At 45.6% G+C, this 17,487-nt stretch carries 14 protein-coding genes; 8 read left to right on the top strand and 6 right to left on the bottom strand.

The features are described from left to right. The first annotated feature begins 221 nt into the window (after nucleotides 1-221). From hxlA to MHB64_RS29360, 3 genes are all read left to right on the top strand, one after another. Nucleotides 222-854, top strand: coding sequence for a 3-hexulose-6-phosphate synthase (hxlA, locus tag MHB64_RS29370; protein ID WP_094868359.1), 633 nt, complete (start codon nucleotides 222-224; stop codon nucleotides 852-854). 7 nt (nucleotides 855-861) lie between these two features. Continuing rightward, nucleotides 862-1,419 (top strand): 6-phospho-3-hexuloisomerase, encoded by a 558-nt coding sequence (gene hxlB / locus MHB64_RS29365; protein ID WP_341135942.1) that lies wholly within the window; start codon nucleotides 862-864, stop codon nucleotides 1,417-1,419. Between the two features lie 148 nt (nucleotides 1,420-1,567). Beyond that, complete coding sequence (locus tag MHB64_RS29360) at nucleotides 1,568-1,945, top strand: winged helix-turn-helix transcriptional regulator (protein WP_094878633.1); 378 nt, start codon at nucleotides 1,568-1,570, stop codon at nucleotides 1,943-1,945. A 93-nt stretch (nucleotides 1,946-2,038) separates the two neighbouring features. Here MHB64_RS29360 and pepT read toward each other — a convergent pair whose 3' ends face one another. From pepT to MHB64_RS29340, 4 genes are all read right to left on the bottom strand, one after another. Further along, complete coding sequence (gene pepT, locus MHB64_RS29355) at nucleotides 2,039-3,271, bottom strand: peptidase T (RefSeq protein ID WP_341135941.1); 1,233 nt, start codon at nucleotides 3,269-3,271, stop codon at nucleotides 2,039-2,041. Between the two features lie 95 nt (nucleotides 3,272-3,366). After that, entirely contained in the window at nucleotides 3,367-4,020 is a 654-nt protein-coding gene (locus tag MHB64_RS29350; RefSeq protein WP_341135940.1) for a sortase, read from the bottom strand. A 31-nt stretch (nucleotides 4,021-4,051) separates the two neighbouring features. Beyond that, the gene (locus tag MHB64_RS29345) at nucleotides 4,052-5,167 is read right to left on the bottom strand and encodes a hypothetical protein (protein ID WP_341135939.1); all 1,116 of its coding nucleotides are present in this window, start codon (nucleotides 5,165-5,167) and stop codon (nucleotides 4,052-4,054) included. Nucleotides 5,168-5,640: 473 nt separating this feature from the next. Continuing rightward, complete coding sequence (locus tag MHB64_RS29340) at nucleotides 5,641-6,654, bottom strand: LLM class flavin-dependent oxidoreductase (protein WP_094868355.1); 1,014 nt, start codon at nucleotides 6,652-6,654, stop codon at nucleotides 5,641-5,643. 255 nt (nucleotides 6,655-6,909) lie between these two features. Between MHB64_RS29340 and MHB64_RS29335 the strand changes: the two genes are divergently transcribed. The 5 genes from MHB64_RS29335 (at nucleotide 6,910) to pgmB (ending at nucleotide 15,028) form a co-directional block, all read left to right on the top strand. Further along, entirely contained in the window at nucleotides 6,910-7,914 is a 1,005-nt protein-coding gene (locus tag MHB64_RS29335) for a LacI family DNA-binding transcriptional regulator (RefSeq protein ID WP_094868354.1), read from the top strand. 332 nt (nucleotides 7,915-8,246) lie between these two features. Beyond that, entirely contained in the window at nucleotides 8,247-9,671 is a 1,425-nt protein-coding gene (locus tag MHB64_RS29330; RefSeq protein ID WP_094868491.1) for an ABC transporter substrate-binding protein, read from the top strand. A gap of 106 nt (nucleotides 9,672-9,777) precedes the next feature. Continuing rightward, on the top strand, nucleotides 9,778-10,896 hold the full coding sequence (locus MHB64_RS29325; protein ID WP_094868353.1) for a carbohydrate ABC transporter permease: 1,119 nt from the start codon (nucleotides 9,778-9,780) through the stop codon (nucleotides 10,894-10,896). Continuing rightward, the gene (locus MHB64_RS29320; RefSeq protein ID WP_341135938.1) at nucleotides 10,896-11,987 is read left to right on the top strand and encodes a carbohydrate ABC transporter permease; all 1,092 of its coding nucleotides are present in this window, start codon (nucleotides 10,896-10,898) and stop codon (nucleotides 11,985-11,987) included. Before MHB64_RS29325 ends, MHB64_RS29320 begins: the two co-directional genes overlap by 1 nt. A gap of 35 nt (nucleotides 11,988-12,022) precedes the next feature. Beyond that, nucleotides 12,023-15,028, top strand: coding sequence for a beta-phosphoglucomutase (gene pgmB, locus MHB64_RS29315; RefSeq protein WP_341135937.1), 3,006 nt, complete (start codon nucleotides 12,023-12,025; stop codon nucleotides 15,026-15,028). Between the two features lie 60 nt (nucleotides 15,029-15,088). Here pgmB and MHB64_RS29310 read toward each other — a convergent pair whose 3' ends face one another. Together MHB64_RS29310 and MHB64_RS29305 are read right to left on the bottom strand one after the other, a co-directional pair. Then, nucleotides 15,089-16,480 (bottom strand): aldehyde dehydrogenase, encoded by a 1,392-nt coding sequence (locus MHB64_RS29310; RefSeq protein ID WP_341135936.1) that lies wholly within the window; start codon nucleotides 16,478-16,480, stop codon nucleotides 15,089-15,091. Nucleotides 16,481-16,512: 32 nt separating this feature from the next. Then, on the bottom strand, nucleotides 16,513-17,487 hold the full coding sequence (locus MHB64_RS29305) for an aldo/keto reductase (RefSeq protein WP_341135935.1): 975 nt from the start codon (nucleotides 17,485-17,487) through the stop codon (nucleotides 16,513-16,515).

Below are 17,487 nucleotides of genomic sequence, written 5' to 3'. Positions count from 1 at the left end.
AAACAAACTGTAATGTTAGCACAGCTTTCATGAAAATGCAGTACTTTTACAAAAATATGACAAAAGGTTATGGATTAGAGCAGAAATAAAGTCAGTAGGAGTACATTAGTATCCTCCAGGTAACTACATCACAATAAAGTGCCTACTTCCCTTAAGGAGTGTAAGGCTCTACAATTTGTACATGACTTACAAAAATATATAAATAGGGAGTGCACATAAATATGAAATTGCAATTAGCGTTAGATCTTGTAGACATTGCGGGAGCGAAAGAGATTGTCTCAGAGGTTGCTGAATATATAGATATTGTTGAAATTGGAACGCCTATCGTTATAAATGAAGGACTGCACGCAGTGAAGGCTATCAAAGAAGCTTTTCCTTCTTTGACAGTGTTGGCTGACCTGAAAATCATGGACGCAGGCGGTTATGAAGTGATGAAGGCTGTGGAAGCAGGCGCGGATATTGTTACAGTACTTGGTGTTTCTGATGATGCTACCATTAGAGGTGCAGTGGAGGAAGCGAAAAAAACCAATAAAGAGATTCTGGTTGACCTGATTAATGTGAAGGATATTAAAGTTAGAGCGGCTGAAGTAGACGCACTTGGTGTAGACTATGTCTGCGTACACTCTGGCTATGACCATCAAGCGGAAGGTAAAAATTCCTTTGCAGATTTGAATGCAATTAAAAGTGTGGTTAAGCAGGCTAAAACCGCTATCGCAGGGGGAATCAAGCTAAGTACACTTCCGGAAGTTATCGCAGCGAATCCTGATCTTGTAATTGTAGGTGGCGGCATCACAGGCGAGACTGATCAAAAGGCTGCTGCGGCAGAAATGAAACGCCTAGTTAGTCAGGCTTAAGATTACAATGGACACAATGAAATATGCGCAGCAAATTATATTGGAGCTTCAGCGCTCCATTTCTCAGCTTGATCATCAAGAGGCTGAGCGAATGGCTGAACTCCTTCTTCAGTCGAATAAGGTATTTGTGGCCGGGGCTGGTAGATCAGGATTAATGGGACGAGCTTTTGCAATGCGACTCATGCATGTCGGTAAAGAAGCGTACGTCGTGGGAGAAACGGTAACCCCGGGTATCGAGCCTGGTGATGTGCTTGTGCTCGGTTCCGGTTCAGGTGAGACGAAGGGGCTGATCTCTATGGCCGAGAAGGCCAAAGGAGTGGGTGCGGAGGTTATTGCCGTTACGATCACGCCAGATTCGACTGTAGGGCGTTTAGCGAACTATACAGTGAAGCTGCCAGGATCTCCAAAAGATCAGGCTGATGGAAGCTACAACACAATCCAGCCGATGGCATCCTTATTTGAACAGACGATGTTGGTCTTCTATGATGCGGTTATTCTGCGAATGATGGAGAAAACGGGGCAGTCGACTAAGATGATGTTCGGCAAACATGCTAATTTAGAGTGAGAGTACAGAAACGAATGCCTTCCTAGAAAGGAGGTTATTCGTTTTTGTGTTAATATAAAAGTTTACAAGCTGCATAGAAATAATAACGTTCCAAGCTAATTAATAGGTGTGTGTAGGATGACAATAGGAGAGAGGAGGCGCTTTAGTTATGGCAACCGAGATTAAAGATCGCATCAACTTGAAGGAAATTAACTGCGAGAAGGAACTGACGCTTGCGGTAATTGGAGGCAAATGGAAGCTGATAATTCTGTGGCATCTTGGGCTTGAAGGGACCAAGCGGTTCAGTGAGCTGAAGAAGTTAATTCCTCATATTACACAAAAAATGTTGACTAATCAGCTTCGAGAGCTTGAAGAAGATCAGTTGGTGCTTCGGAAAGTGTATGCCGAGGTTCCTCCAAAAGTTGAGTATTCCCTGACCTCATATGGGCAGAGTCTGCTTCCCGTCCTTCGATTGATGTATGATTGGGGTAAGAATTACGGGGAAAATGTGATCTGGAAAGACACACCGCCGGAAGATAGATGCTAATAATAGACTGTGAACATTAATAATCCCTGAGAGGTCTGAATCGACCTTTTCAGGGATTTTTTGTGTTTAATATAGAGTGATGTAAATTATGATTTAGGCTTTTTGTTCGAACAGCTTGGCGATCTCGACGATTACGTTTACCGATTTTTCCATGTTGTCAGCAGAGGCGTATTCGAATTTGCCGTGGAAATTTTCGCCCCCGGTGAATATATTAGGTGTCGGCAAGCCCATATAGGAGAGCTGTGAGCCATCTGTTCCCCCGCGAATCGGGCGGATGATCGGTGTGATGCTCAAATTCTCCATCGCCTCATGGGCAATATCGACAATATGACGCACCGGTTCGATTTTTTCGCGCATGTTGTAATATTGGTCTTTCATTTCAAGTACGATGTTCTCTTCACCATGGATGCTCTTGAATTCATCTACGATGGCAGAAAGATAGGCTTTACGTGCCTCGAATTTCTCACGGTCGAAGTCACGGATAATATATTGGAGTTTACTGAATTCTGGTGTGCCCTCAATAGAGCTTAGGTGATAAAAGCCATCATAACCATCTGTGTACTCAGGTGCTTCCTCAGCAGGGAGTCTAAGATGGAGCGCCATAGCTATTTTTGCAGAATGAATCATTTTTCCTTTGGCAGTACCAGGATGTACATTGACTCCGTAAACTGAGATTTTGGCAGATGCAGCATTAAAGCTTTCATACTCTAGTTCACCGAGTGGGCCTCCGTCCACAGTGTAAGCGTAAGAAGCATTAAAAGCAGCTACGTCAAATTTATGAGGTCCGCGGCCAATTTCTTCGTCCGGTGTGAAGGCGACTCTAATCTTCCCATGCTTGATTTCTGGATGTTGAATGAGATAATGCATGGCAGTCATAATCTCGGCAATACCGGCTTTATTGTCTGCGCCAAGCAGGGTGGTACCATCGGTTGTAATTAATGTATGGCCTTTATATTCTGCCAGCTCTGGGAAGCTCGTTGTAGACAATACAACATTTAATTCTTTGTTCAAAAGAATATCTTTGCCATCGTAGTTCTCCACGATCTGCGGCTTTACATTCGTTCCTGTGAAATCAGTTGCTGTATCGAGATGCGCCAAAAAACCAATGGTTGGAACATCCTTCTCCGTATTGGCTGGGAGTGTAGCCATGACATACCCATGCTCGTCCACCTGCACTTCATTCATGCCGATCTCCTTGAGCTCTTCGACCAGCTTGTGGGCCAGCACCATCTGCCCCGGAGTGGACGGACAAGTTTCATTATCCTCGTTCGATTGGGTATCCATTCGAGCATACGAAATAAACCGTTCTATAACCTCTTTTTTCACTGTGGGTCATCTCCTCATTACTGTTGTATCTATATAGTATCACTTTCCATATCCGGTCTCATCCCTGAGGAGGAAGATTAAGAGTAAGATTAACTTTAATGAGGTGATGTTTCTTGCTTCACTAGCTTTGCTGAAAGTAAATACCGGTCCGGTGCTGACCCTACGTATGAAAAAGGGTAACAGGTGATCAAGGTAAGAATAGCCTTATCGCTTGGTTTTATTGCACCGCGTTCATTCCCGTCTACAATCGTGCTGCCGGTCACTTCGTAGGTGAACGTACCGTCCATGCTTTCCAGTTCGATCAGATCTCCTGCGACAAGTTCTCCTATACTGCGAAATACGGTATCACGGTGTCCAGCAAGCACACTATTACCGATTGCACCGATGGTTGCGCTACCTATATAGTGTCCAGCTCCTTTTTTTAATTCTGGGCTTTCCGTACCCTCCAGAATAGCCACCTTCTTATTTAAGGTGGGGAAGCGGATTTCTCCAATCACCTCACCCTCTTTATAGGAGGGAAAAGAAGAGGGTTGTTCTTTTGGAGAACTGACCATTCCCTTAGGGAGAGGGTTCTCTTCATTTGGAAGGGGCAGGGCGAGGGCTTCCTCCCTCTTTTTTGCCCAATCATTTAGGGCCTGCTTGGCCTCGATGGGCGCTTTGACGACTTGAACGATCGAATAAATCAGCACAACTAAAGAGAGTATGAAGATTAGCTTCACGGTTAATAAGACACCATTACGCTTCTTCATACTCTCTCCTCCAGACTTATATTACTAAACGTTATTCTTTCTTCGATTTCAATCTGCGCATGATGATCACGCTGAGTACCGCAATAGCTAAGCTGGCAAGAATTAAGTTATACCAAGGCTCGGCGGTATTTGGAAGCGCGTTGCCTGCCTCTGGTGCGCCCAAAGGAATGTCGCCGTCAGGTAAGGCTACCTCATCGCTTGGCCGAGGTGTTGCACTGGTGGTTTGACTACCAGCACCTGTTGAAGCTGCAGGTGTAGGCTCATTACTGCTTCCGCCCATTGGAATCGGTTCTTCAGTAACGCTTATTTCGTCGACAGCAGGCGGTGAAGCTGTAGGTGTTGGCGATGGTGTTGGTGTAGCAGTTGGTGGCACCGATTGACCAGGTGTTACGACAGCTGTAGGTGAAGCGGTAGTCGTTGGTGAATCCGTAGGTGTCGTAGTTGGTGAATCCGTAGGTGTCGTAGTTGGTGCAACAGTAGTCGTTGGTGAATCCGTAGGTGTTGTAGTTGGTGCAACCGTAGGTGTTGGTGAAGCTTCAGGTGTAGCTGGTGGTGTTTCCGTAGGTGTTGTAGTCGGTTCAGTTGTAGCTGCCGGCGTTGCTGTAGGTGATGGATCAGGTGTAGGTGCAACCGTCGCTGTTGGCGTTGGCGTTGAAGTAGGCTCGGCGGATGGACCTGGTTCTCCGGAAGCAGAGAATTCAAAAGCTACGGTCGTGGCCTTTCCTTGATATTCGTTGCCGGCTTCCCATGGGAAGGTTACATCCATTTGAATTACACTCTTCTCTCCTCCAGCAAGTGAACCGATGGTTACTCTGCCGGCTGCCTCGCTCATCACTCCCGAATAGATGATTACTCCCTCTTTTTCGAGTGTCATTCGGAGAATATTGTACAGCTCTACGTCTCCAGAGATGAATTTAAAGTCCACAAAGTAATCGAAGCCTTCTGTGCCATCATTAATAATCGTGTACTCTGAGCTCATTTCGTCACCGGGCTTCATATTGTTCATGGTGGCTGTGCTCGTGGTATGAGAATTCACAGTAAGTTTAATGGTATCCTGAGCGCTTACCCCTCCAGCGTGCCATATTACTCCTACCAGAATAATCAGAACGTAAGCAGCTATGAAGACCGAATGGTATTTCTTCTTCACTTTCTTTGCTCCTTTCTCCTGAGCCGCTTGTAGCTGTTGAAAACAAAATCTGCGGGCTTCCGGCAAAATCCTCCGTTTTAAACACTTATTCCATAATACATTGTCGAAATAAGTGGTATTGTGAAGTACCACTCTTTCAATTATGGGTGGAATCTTTCCGAAAGAACGAAGGAGAGGGCGTATCTAAAATACAAATCGTTCGTTATAGCGAATACATAAAGTATAATCAAAATGATATCCAAAGAAAAATGATGTATTACAACTAATTAGATCATATTTGCTTAAATAATAAGAGTATAGTCCGTTTATCTGTTGATTTCTCTCTATATCTCTTTATTTTTATGTTTTTTCATTTCTAAGTAGTATTTTATTAAGAACGGTTTCGAAAACAAAACAAAAAAGGCAAGACGGATATCTGAAACGGGAGAACTCCCGATACTCAGATAACGTCCTGCCTTGTTAGGACTGCAATCTTACAGTTCTTTCATAGCCTCAGCTACAATTTCATAGGAACGAAGACGAGCCTCATTATCATAAATCCCTGCGGAGATAATCAATTCATCAGCTTGTGTCTCTTTCAGAATGTCTTGAAGTCGTTCTTTAATCGCTGCTTTATCGCCAGAGAAGGAATAACGCTGCTTATCGAGCATGATTGCTTTTTCTTGTACCGTCCATAGCCCATCCATACTCTCAACGGGTGGTTGTAGCTTGCCTGTCCGCCCGCGGATGATATTGAGGAACTGCTGCTGCTGCGAGGTAGCCAGCTTTCTTGCCTCATCTACACTATCGGCTGCTGTAACCCCGAGTCCGATCATAACATAAGGTTTGTCTAGTACTTCTGATGGACGGAAATTACTGTGGTATATGTGCAGCGCCTGAAGTAAATACTCAGGTGCAAAATGGCTGGCAAAGGCAAAAGGCAACCCTAGCTTGGCTGCTAGCTCAGCACTAAAGCCGCTGGAGCCTAAGAGCCAGATGGGAACATTTAAGCCTTCCCCAGGAACCGCGCGTACTCCGGCTGGGCGCGATCCTGCTCCTGCAGGGTCGAAGTAAGCTCTTAACTCACTTAGCTGCTCAGGGAATTCACTACCGTCGCTTCCTAGGCCACGACGTAGCGCACGGGAAGCTGGTTGATCAGATCCGGGTGCTCTGCCCAGTCCAAGATCGATCCGTCCCGGATATAAAGATTCGAGAGTCCCGAACTGTTCGGCAATCACAAGTGGCGCGTGGTTGGAAAGCATGATGCCGCCAGAGCCAACACGTATACTTTGGGTGCCACCAGCAATATGTCCGATCAAGAGTGAGGTAGCAGAGCTGGCAACGCCGATCATATTATGATGTTCAGCGAACCAATACCGATGATAGCCCCACTTCTCAGCGTGCCGGGCTAAATCTAGAGAGTTATGAAAAGAGTCTGCCGCGGTCCCTCCTTCCACAATAGAAGCCAGGTCCAGTACGGAGAATCGAATGTCACGAGGTTGTTTCAATGTTATCCCTCCTATAATAAATGCTCTATGCTCATAGAGCAGTATTTGTAGCTACGAAAATCGCTACTCGATTAGTATACCATGTAATAAAACTATATACACACTTTAAGTAAGTTGTTTGTCTTCCAAGTAAGAAAGAGGAGGAAAAGATGAATTTTTTAAAATAATGTAAGCGCTTCAAAAAAACTATTGTTATTTCCAATCGGGCTTGCTATAATCACATCGAAAAGTTCCCTAAAAAAGGAAGTTATCATTATGAAGCCAACCATAAGAGATGTTGCCAGAATGGCCGAGGTGTCGATTAGCACAGTGTCACGTGTTATGAATGCACCGAATTCGGTAGTGGAGAGCAAACGGAATCGAGTGATGGAGGCTGTAGAACGATTGCGGTATCAACCTAATTCATTTGCACGTGGTTTGATTTACAAGAAGTCCTTTACACTGGGCCTGCTTATTCCGGATATTGAGAACCTGTATTTCGCAGGAGTGATTCGGGGAATGCAGGATGCTTGCATCAAGCTTGGGTATAGTCTGATGATCTGCAATACGGACCGCGACAAAGAACGACTACTGTCCTATATTGATAACTTCCACGAGAAACAGGTGGATGGAATTGTATTTGCCAGTGATGTCCTTTACCCTGAGTATCATGATAAATTGGTCGGTTGTAGAATTCCATTTGTGCTAGTGTCCTCGCATTCCGATGAGTTCGACATTCCGAGTGTGGAAGTGGATGATGAAGCGGCTGCCTATGATGCGGTAAAGTTCCTGATTGATTTAGGTCATAAAGACATTGGTATGATTGGTTTTAACCATGATAATTCCGTATCAGGACCACCGCGCTATGAGGGATTTGCAAGAGCGCTAACAGAGTCAGGGCTACAGCAGAATATTGTGAAGAGCAAATATGCCAGTCATCGGTTTGAACATGCTTATCAAGCTGCACATGAACTATTTACGGATTACCCTGAGCTAACTGCTATTTTCTGTGTTGCAGATGAATTCGCGATGGGGACGATTTCTTATCTGAAGGATCGCAATATTCTTGTTCCAGGTCAGGTATCCGTGATTGGGTTTGATAATCTAAGGATGTCGGGTATGTTCATCCCGAAGCTAACTACGATTGCACAGCCGATTTATGAGTTAGGGTATCGTGCGGCCGAGAAGCTGCATGAATTGCTTACAACAGGTGAAGTGCAGGTATTGAATGAGAAGATGGAGCATAAGCTGATTGTGCGGGAATCTACACGAGAAAAATAGGAGTAGTTCACTTTTGTACCACCCTCTGAAAAGCTTTTCAGAATTCGGCGCTCGTCTTAGGCAACATTTGAATAATTGCTTGGACAATCAAAATAATTTTTACCAAAACATTTCAAATACAGATTGGAAACGCTTACTTTATGTGATACTATAACAAATGTAAGCGCTACAATTAATTGGAATTGGTGATTCGATTCTTTTTTAGTATAAATCCTTAGATTCTGAAAAGCTTTGCAAGGGGGTGATCTGCTACAAGCTGCTTATACATGCCAGGGTACCGGATGATTGAGTCAGAAGCAATCTCTAAAACCATTAAAGGGGATGTACAAAAGATGAAGAAAACCTCAGGACGTAAACAGTCATTGGCATTAGTACTGTGTTTATCCTTCACTATGATGCTGAGCGCATGCGGCGGAGGCAATAACAACAACGCAGCGGCTACAGATCCGCCTGCGGCTACTTCCAGCCCAACAGCAGATAACACCGAAAAAGCAACAACAGCTCCTAGCACCGAACCTTCGGGATCGCCGTTAGAGTTAGCCATGAAAGGCGACTATAAAGGAACTAAAGTAACGATGTTCGGTCCTTTTGTAGATGCTGACCAAGTGAAATTTGAGAATAGTATTAAAGAGTTTGAAGAGAAGACAGGAATTGATATTCAATACGAGGGCTCAAAAGAGTTCGAAGCTACGATAAACATTCGAGTAGACGGTGGAAATGCTCCGGATATCGCTGATTTCCCGCAGCCGGGACTCCTAGCCTCAATTGCTAAGACTGGTAAGGTTATCGATTTAACTAACGTACTGGATCAAGCCAAATTGACGGCTAATTACAACAAGAGCTGGCTTGATATGTCTAATATGGACGGGAAAGACGGCAAGATCATGGCGGGGATTTGGAACCGCAGTAATGTAAAGAGCTTGGTCTGGTATCCAAAAAAGCAATTTGACGAAGCGGGCTACAAGGTTCCTGAGACATGGGATGAGATGATGGCTCTGACGGAACAAATTGCGAAAGACGGTGATCCTGCTTGGGCTATTGGTATCGAGAGTGGTGCTGCAACAGGCTGGCCAGCAACAGACTGGGTAGAAAATATAATGCTTCGTACGACCACACCTGAGAATTACGATAAATGGGTAAAGGGTGAGCTGCCATTTACCTCTCCAGAAGTGAAAAATGCAGTTGAAACCATGTCCAAAATATGGCTCAACAAGGATTATGTCTATGGTGGTGCAAAATCCATCGTGACGACATCGTTCGGGGATGCCCCAGCGCCAATGTTCAATAATCCTCCTAAAGCATGGTTTAATATGCTCGGCAACTTTATTACAAGCTTCTTCCCTGAAACGGCAAAGGTTGATGTAGATTATGATTGGTTCTACCTGCCGCCTATTGATCCTCAATATGGTAAACCAGTGCTAGTTGCTGGCGATATTTACGCGATGTTCAACGATCGTCCTGAAGTGCGTGCAGTTATGGAATTCTTTACTACAGGAGAATCCATTAAGAGCTGGGTACAATCGGGCGGCGTAATTGCTCCAATGAACGATGCTTCCCTGGATTGGTATACCTCAGAATCCGATCGCCGGATGGCGAAGCTGGTTCAGGATGCTTCCACGCTGCGCTTTGATGGCTCTGACCTGATGCCGGGCAAAGTGGGCGCAGGTACCTTCTGGAAGGGCATGACCGACTACGTAAGTGGTACTGCGACGCTGGATCAGGCGTTGGAACAAATCCAGTCTGGCTGGAACAACTAACCTAATATTGAAAGCACACAGTTAAAAGAGGGGCAGCGGGATTTGAAGGTTCTCTGCCCCTCTTTTTGTTTTCCAAAGCGCGAGTATAGGAGGAGCTGGAGCTAATATGGGTGGACAATCACAACTACAACCACAATTGAAGCCACAATTAAAAGCCAAGCAGACGGTAAGTCTTAGAGCGGTATTGCTGTCTCTTTTAGTATTAATAGCCAATGTTGTTGTTAATGGCTCGATCTTTTTATTCTTTCGGGATTCGACGCTAAATCCGCTACTAACGGCGGTTCTGGCTGTTCTATGGGGGGTTCTGGGTGTTTATCTGATCTATTACACACTTACCTGGGCAGTCGAGCAATATCCTGATTACGTACGCAGGAAGGTATTGCCTTATATTTTTATTGGTCCGGCAGTGATTATATTGGGGTGGCTACTGGTGCTGCCTGCGCTGCGGACGCTGTATTTAAGCTTTTTTAATGCTTCTTCAGAGAAATTTGTGGGTCTCAGCAACTATGCAGCGATCTTTAGCGACCATCTAATGGCAACGGCACTGCGTAACAACTTACTTTGGGTATTCGTTGGTACATTGGCATGTGTAGCTTTTGGGCTCTTGATCGCAATTCTTGCCGACAGAAGCAGCTATGAGAAGCTAGCCAAATCGATCATCTTTATGCCGATGGCTATTTCTTTTGTAGCTGCAGGCGTTATTTGGAAGTTTGTATATTACTATCAACCCGGCGATGAACAAATTGGACTTTTGAACGCCATCGTTACTTATTTCGGGGGAGAACCACAGGCGTGGACGAGTATGCTTCAGCCGTGGAATAACTTTTTCCTCATCATCATTCTGATCTGGATGCAGACTGGATTTGCGATGGTGATATTCTCAGCAGCTATTAAGGGAGTTCCTGATGACATATTGGAAGCTGCGCGAGTGGATGGTGCAAATGAGGTGAAGATTTTCTTTGGAATCATGATTCCCTACATTTCAGCAACCATTCTGACTGTGACAACAACCATTATCGTCTTTACGTTGAAAATATTTGACGTCGTCATGGTGATGACTGGGGGTCAATATGATACAGAGGTAGTGGCTACACAGTTTTACCGCCAGTTCTTTATGTACCGGAATTTCGGTTATGGCTCCACGCTGGCTATTGTTCTGCTGATCGCGGTGTTGCCTGTGATCATAATTAATCTACGTCAGTTCCGTAAGCAAGGGGGATTCTAATGGCCGGGAAAAAGAAGAGAAAAGGCAGCAAGACGATTGTTAATATCGTGCTGGGTGTGATTTGTTTCATTTGGTTGCTTCCGACCCTTGGGCTCTTCATTTCCTCCTTCCGTCCCGCTGCCGATATTCTGCAGACTGGATGGTGGAAAGCTTTTCCCCATCAGGAGTGGAAGGCTGGAGAGACCCTTCAGCTATCGAAGGATGTGGATTTGCGGGAGCCGATCGAGGTGAACGGTAAAACTTATAGCGATGAGCAGCTGAAGGCGGGTGTGAAGGCCGATGGCAGCCGTTTGATGTGGGAGAACCGTAGAGCGCGTACCATAAATCAACAAGAACAAGGCTGGAAAATGACACCGGATCTTACATTGGATAACTATAATAACGTGCTTTCGGGCAAGGAATACAAGCTCAAGCAAGCTGATGGCAGTGAAACGGTGCAAAAGGGTACCGGATTGTCGCAGGCCTTCTGGAATACACTGACGATTGCTGTTCCGGCGACGGTAATTCCGGTGTTGATCGCTTCTTTTGCCGCCTATGCTTTTGCTTGGCTACGTTTTCCTGGGCGCCGCACACTTTTTGTCATCATTATTGCTATGCTCGTTATTCCGATACAAGTTGCACTTATTCCAGTGCTCAAAGATTATACGGCTCTTGGACTGAACGGAAGCTACTTGGGCATTTGGCTGGCGCATACGGCCTTTGGATTACCGCTAGTTACCTACTTTATGTATAACTTTATCAGTCAGCTTCCTAAGGATTTGTTCGAGTCGGCTTTTATGGATGGGGCGAGCCATTTCACTATTTTCAGTAGGCTGATTCTGCCGTTATCTGTGCCCGCACTGGCTTCTATCGGAATCTTTCAATTCCTATGGGTGTGGAATGACTATTTAGTCTCGCTGATTTTTATCGGCAATCAACCGTCAGTGCAGGTCATGTCGATGAAGATCGCCGACTTAGTAGGTTCACGAGGCAACGACTGGCATTTACTCACCTCGGCTGCATTTATCTCCATGCTGATGCCGCTCGCGATTTTTTTCCTGCTGCAAAAGTATTTCGTCAGAGGGCTTATGGGTGGATCAATAAAAGGTTGATTTGAACAAAACTGTGTCAGGAGGAGCATAGAGAGATGAAGATGAAACCATACGTACATCCGGCTGCGGTGTATCCTTACCGGGAGTGGAGTCTTGATGAGGAGACTTATGATGAAGAGAACAATCAGAGAAGCGAAAGTGTATTTGCTCTTGGTAATGGATACATTGGCATGCGCGGTAATTTCGAGGAAGGTTACCATGGCCACTCGGGCTCATCTGTAACAGGGAACTATTTGAATGGATTTTTTGATTCTGAGCCTATTGTTTATCCAGAGGGAGCTTATGGGTATCCTTCCCGCAACCAAGCCATGCTGAACGTAACGGACGCCAAGATTATTGAGCTCAGCATTGAGGGTCATACCTTTCAGTTGAACAGTGGGCAAGTGCACCGTTATGAACGGAAGCTGGATATGCGAAATGGGATCTTGCATCGGCAGGTAGAATGGGAATCTCCTGCCGGACACAGGGTACAGCTGAACATTCGTCGGATGGTGGCCATGCAGCATAAACATTTAGCGGCCATAGATTACGAGGTTAAGGCATTGAATTTTGAGGGAACCCTAACGTTTAATTCATCGATCGATGGTGAGATTCAAAGACCGGAGGTCACGGATGACCCCCGGCTGGGATCAGGGAGTAAGGAACCCAATTTGCTGCTAGTCGAAACCGGTCATGAGCTCGAGCAGTCCTTTTTGTGGATGAAGCAGAGGACGCGGCATACCGGGTTTGCTCTTTTAACAGGGATAAGTCACAGTCTGACTTGTAGCTCTGGATATGAAAGGCTCATGCAGCTAGAAGATCAGCGATTATCCATGCAATGGGTTGTACCAGTGGTGATGGGGGAAAGGATCTCCCTGACCAAGTACATTTCGTATCACACTTCTAAGGATTATATAGAAGACGAGCTGTTGAGCAGGTGCTTAGAAGTACAACGATTGGCGGAGAATTGTGGATTTGAAGCGCTTGTTCATGAACAACGGGCTTTTCTGGATCATTTCTGGGCACATACCGATGTGGAGATTCAGGGCGATCTTGCGCTTCAACAGGGTATCCGTTTTAATGCTTTTCAGTTGCTGCAATCCGTAGGACGTGACGGGGTTACGAATATTGGGGCCAAGGGCCTGACAGGTGAAGGATACGAAGGTCACTATTTCTGGGATACCGAGATGTATATGATACCCTTTTTTACATTTACACAGCCGGAGATTAGCCGGAAGCTACTCGAGTTTCGTTATGCTACGTTAGATAAGGCACGGGAACGGGCAGCAGTGATGTCTCAGAAGGGAGCACTATATCCTTGGCGCACCATAGATGGGGCTGAGAACTCTTCCTATTTTCCGGCAGGAACGGCACAAATGCATATTAACGCGGATATAGCCTATGCCATTAAACAGTATGTGCGGGCAACTGGCGATTATGAGTTTCTTGTCCTGGAGGGGGCGGAAATGATATTTGAGACCTCCCGCTTTTGGGTGGATCTGGGTCACTTTAATCCGGCCAGGGAGGGTGCGTTCTGTATTGACGCGGTGACGGGTCCCGATGAGTATACAGCTATCGTTAACAATAATGCATACACTAATCTTATGGTAAGGGATCAACTCTATTACGCATATGAGATAGCCAGACTGTTAGGAAAGCAGTATCCGGAGCCTTTTGAACGACTGAAGCGCAAGATTGGTCTGACTGAGGAAGAGCCTGGTGATTGGCTGGTCGCCGCAGAAAAAATGTATATCTCTTTTGATGAGGAGCTTGGCATCTATGCTCAGGATGATACGTTTCTGACTAAGAAGAAGTGGGACTTTGAACATACGCCAGCGGATAAATACCCACTTCTGCTTCATTACCATCCGCTGGTGATTTACCGCCATCAGGTGCTCAAACAGGCAGATCTGGTAATGGCCATGTTTCTGTTAGGTGATCAGTTCAGCTTGGCGGATAAGATCCGGAATTACAATTACTATGAGCCGCTAACGACACATGATTCTTCTTTGTCACCGTGCATTCACAGTATTATTTCTGCTGAGATTGGTGATTTAACGGGGGCATACGCCTACTTTGACCGCACAGTACGGATGGACTTAGATGATATCAACCGCAATGTGAAGGACGGACTGCATACTGCTGCTATGGCAGGATCTTGGCTGTCGATTGTAAATGGATTTGGTGGGATGCGCTTATGTGGCGGTATGCTATCCTTTAATCCTGCCTTGCCAGCACAATGGGACAGCTATCGGTTTAAAATAACAAGCGGTGGGCATTTATTGGATATTTATGTTGATAGTAAGGTAGTGATCTATACACTACTGACAGGTGAAGTGGTTGAAATTCTACATAAAGGGAGCCTGGTGCAGTTAACTGTAAAGAAGCCGGTGTCCCTTTCAAATGTGAAGCAGCTTGAAGCTGTTATTTTCGAGCTGGACGGGATTATTACCGATTCTAGTGAGTATCATTATCTGGCCTGGAAAGCCTTAGCCGATGAGCTGGCGATTTCTTTTGATAGAGAGAAGCATGTACGTCTGAAGGGCCATAGTCGAATGGAATGTTTAGAGATCCTACTGGAGGGAAGCGGCCTGAATTTACCCCAACCGGTAAAAGGAATGCTATGCAATAAGAAGAACGAAATGTACAAGCAGCTGATTCAACAAATGACAGCAGATGATTTGCACCCTGGTATCCATCATCTGCTAACTGATTTGAAAGATAAGCGAATCGCTGTCGGGCTGGCTTCAATCAATGAGAATGCGATGATGATTCTTGAACGCTTGGAGATCGGACACTTGTTTCAGGCGATTGCTGACCCTAAAAACATCCGTATGGGCAAGCCGGATCCGGAAATTTATTTACAAGTCACCGAGATGCTGGGCATATCACCTGACTGCTGCGTAGCTATCGAAGATACAGCGGAGGGGATAGCCGCCATCAAAGCCGCTGGTATGAGGTCCGTTGGAGCCGGAAGTCCATCCTTGAAAGAGATTGCTGAGCTATGGTTTCCTTCTACCGCGGAGTTACATGTAGAGGAATTGGTACAGCTGTACAAATAGTGAAAAGTCGTTCCCTGAAAAGCAGTAAACCTCCCAGTCATGGGAGGTTTACTGCTTTGTTTATTTCAATACTTTCCGGACTAGCTTGATCTTATTCCCATAGGGTGGGTACACAATTCCGAGATCGATTCGTGTGCCTCTCTTGACGATGCTTTTACGGTGGGAAAAGACTTCAAAGCTGTGCTTCCCGTGATAACCGCCGATTCCAGAGTTCCCTACCCCACCAAACGGCAAGCTAGCGTTCGCCACATGCGAGATCGTATCATTGATGCAGCCTCCTCCGAATGAGACTCGGGAAAGCACCTCTTGTTCAACATTTTTATCGGCTGTGAACAGATAAAGTGCAAGTGGTTTTGGATGCTCGTTAATACTCCGGATAGCTTCATCCAATTGATGATATTCCAATATGGGCAGGATCGGACCGAAGATCTCATCTTCCATAGAAGCGTCAGTCCAAGCCGCAGGATAGATTAGTGTAGGTTCAATATAACGTTCTTCTGAAATGACGGTTCCGCCCATAATCACCTTTTTCTGATCCCGTTCAATGAGACTGGTGAGTCTTTGCAGCTGGCGCTCATTTACGATCCGGCCATAATCTGTATTCGGCAACGCATTCTGACCATAGAATTCAGTAATTTGATGTTTGATTTTGGTGATCAATTCATTAGCAATGTCCTTATGAACGAGCAAATAATCGGGGGCAATACAGGTTTGACCGGCATTTAATAATTTTCCCCATACGATTCGCTTCGCTGCAACATCAAGATTGGCGGATGTGTCGACAATGACCGGACTTTTCCCGCCAAGCTCCAAGGTTACAGGCACTAGATTCTTCGCAGCGGCTTCCATCACGATTTTGCCGACCGGAACACTGCCCGTGAAGAAAATATAATCAAACTTGGCATGGATCAGCAGATTGGTGGTCTCTTTCTCCCCCTGAACTACGCGAATATACTGGGGTTCGAAGGTCTCCTGAATGAGCTGCTCTATAACAGCCGTGATAGATGGTGTGCTCTCTGATGGCTTGAGGACAGCGCAGTTTCCAGCGGCAATGGCGCCTATAAGCGGTTCGATCAGCAGCTGAAATGGATAATTAAAAGGACCTATAATGAGCGCGGTACCGTAAGGTTCACTTAAGATATAACTCTTCGCAGGAAATAAATGCAGTGGTGATCTAACCTTTACGGGCTTCGCCCAACGTCTGAGATGCTTCATCATGTAACCTAAGCTGTCCAAGGTGAAGCCAATTTCTGTGGCATAAGCCTCAAACTCACTTTTTCCTAAGTCCTGTTCTAAGGCAGTGATAATTCGACTCTCATATCGTTTAATACTGTCTTTAAGTTTTTGTAACTGACTAAGTCTAAAAGCAATCTCTTTAGTTACACCACGATTAAAAAAATCCTTATGTTCTTCAAGCATCACTTGAATGCTTGCCGTTGTATGTGATGTCATAACACTCCCCTCCTTCATTGTAATAGTTCAAATTATGGGAGCCGATAAAAGGCGAAAGGTTCGCCAAAGCGGAAGGAATCACTTGCCTCATCCAGCTTGCTCGTAGTTTCCTCATTAAGCTGAATGGAGGTACTATGCAAATTCTGCTCCAGCTGCTCTACGCGGGTAGCCCCAACAATAACTGTCGAGACGGCAGGACGATTCATGAGCCAAGCTAAGGAAAGTGCAGTAGAAGAGGTTCCCAGTTCTTCAGCGATCTGCCTCACTTTGTTCCCCAGTTCGATCCGTTCATGATTCAGGAATCTTTTGAAATTAGGATCGGTATCTGCTCTGGACCCTGAAGGTGCAGAACCGCTTGAATTATATTTGCCTGTGAGAATTCCGCCCGCCAGAGGAAAATAAGGAATAATCCCTACACCTTGATCAAGACAAAGGGAGAGAAGCTCATTCTCCGGGGTCCGATCCGCTAAGGAATAGCTGCACTGAATTGAAATATATTTGGCGAAGCTCCGTGCCTCACTAATTCCAATCGCCTTCATTAATTGCCATGCTGTATAGTTGGAAGCCCCGATATAGCGTACTTTGCCCGAAGATACCATATCGTCCAAGGTCCGTAACGTCTCTTCAAGTGGCGTATTGGGATCGAAGGTGTGGATCTGGTATAGATCGACATAGTCCGTTTTTAGGCGGCGAAGACTATCTTCTAGCTCCTGCATCAAATGGGGCCTCGAGGAGCCGCTTCCGTTAGGTCCGTCATTCTTAACTAAGCCTGCTTTAGTGGCGAGAACAGCCTCATGTCTTCTACTTTCCAAGGCCAAACCGATGATCCGCTCAGATTCGGAGCCGGCGTAAATATTAGCGGTATCGATAAAGTTAATGCCATGATCCAGCGCAGCATGTACAATTTGAATGGAGGTTTCTTGATCCGCCCTTTTACCAAAAGCGTTTGTACCCAGTCCCAATGCGGATACTTGTAATCCGCTATTACCAAGTCTTTTAAAGTTCAT

The organism is Paenibacillus sp. FSL K6-2859 (assembly GCF_038008265.1).
Classification (GTDB): Bacteria; Bacillota; Bacilli; order Paenibacillales; family Paenibacillaceae; genus Paenibacillus_AQ; species Paenibacillus_AQ nitricinens.
This window is presented reverse-complemented; position numbering and strand designations above follow the sequence as displayed.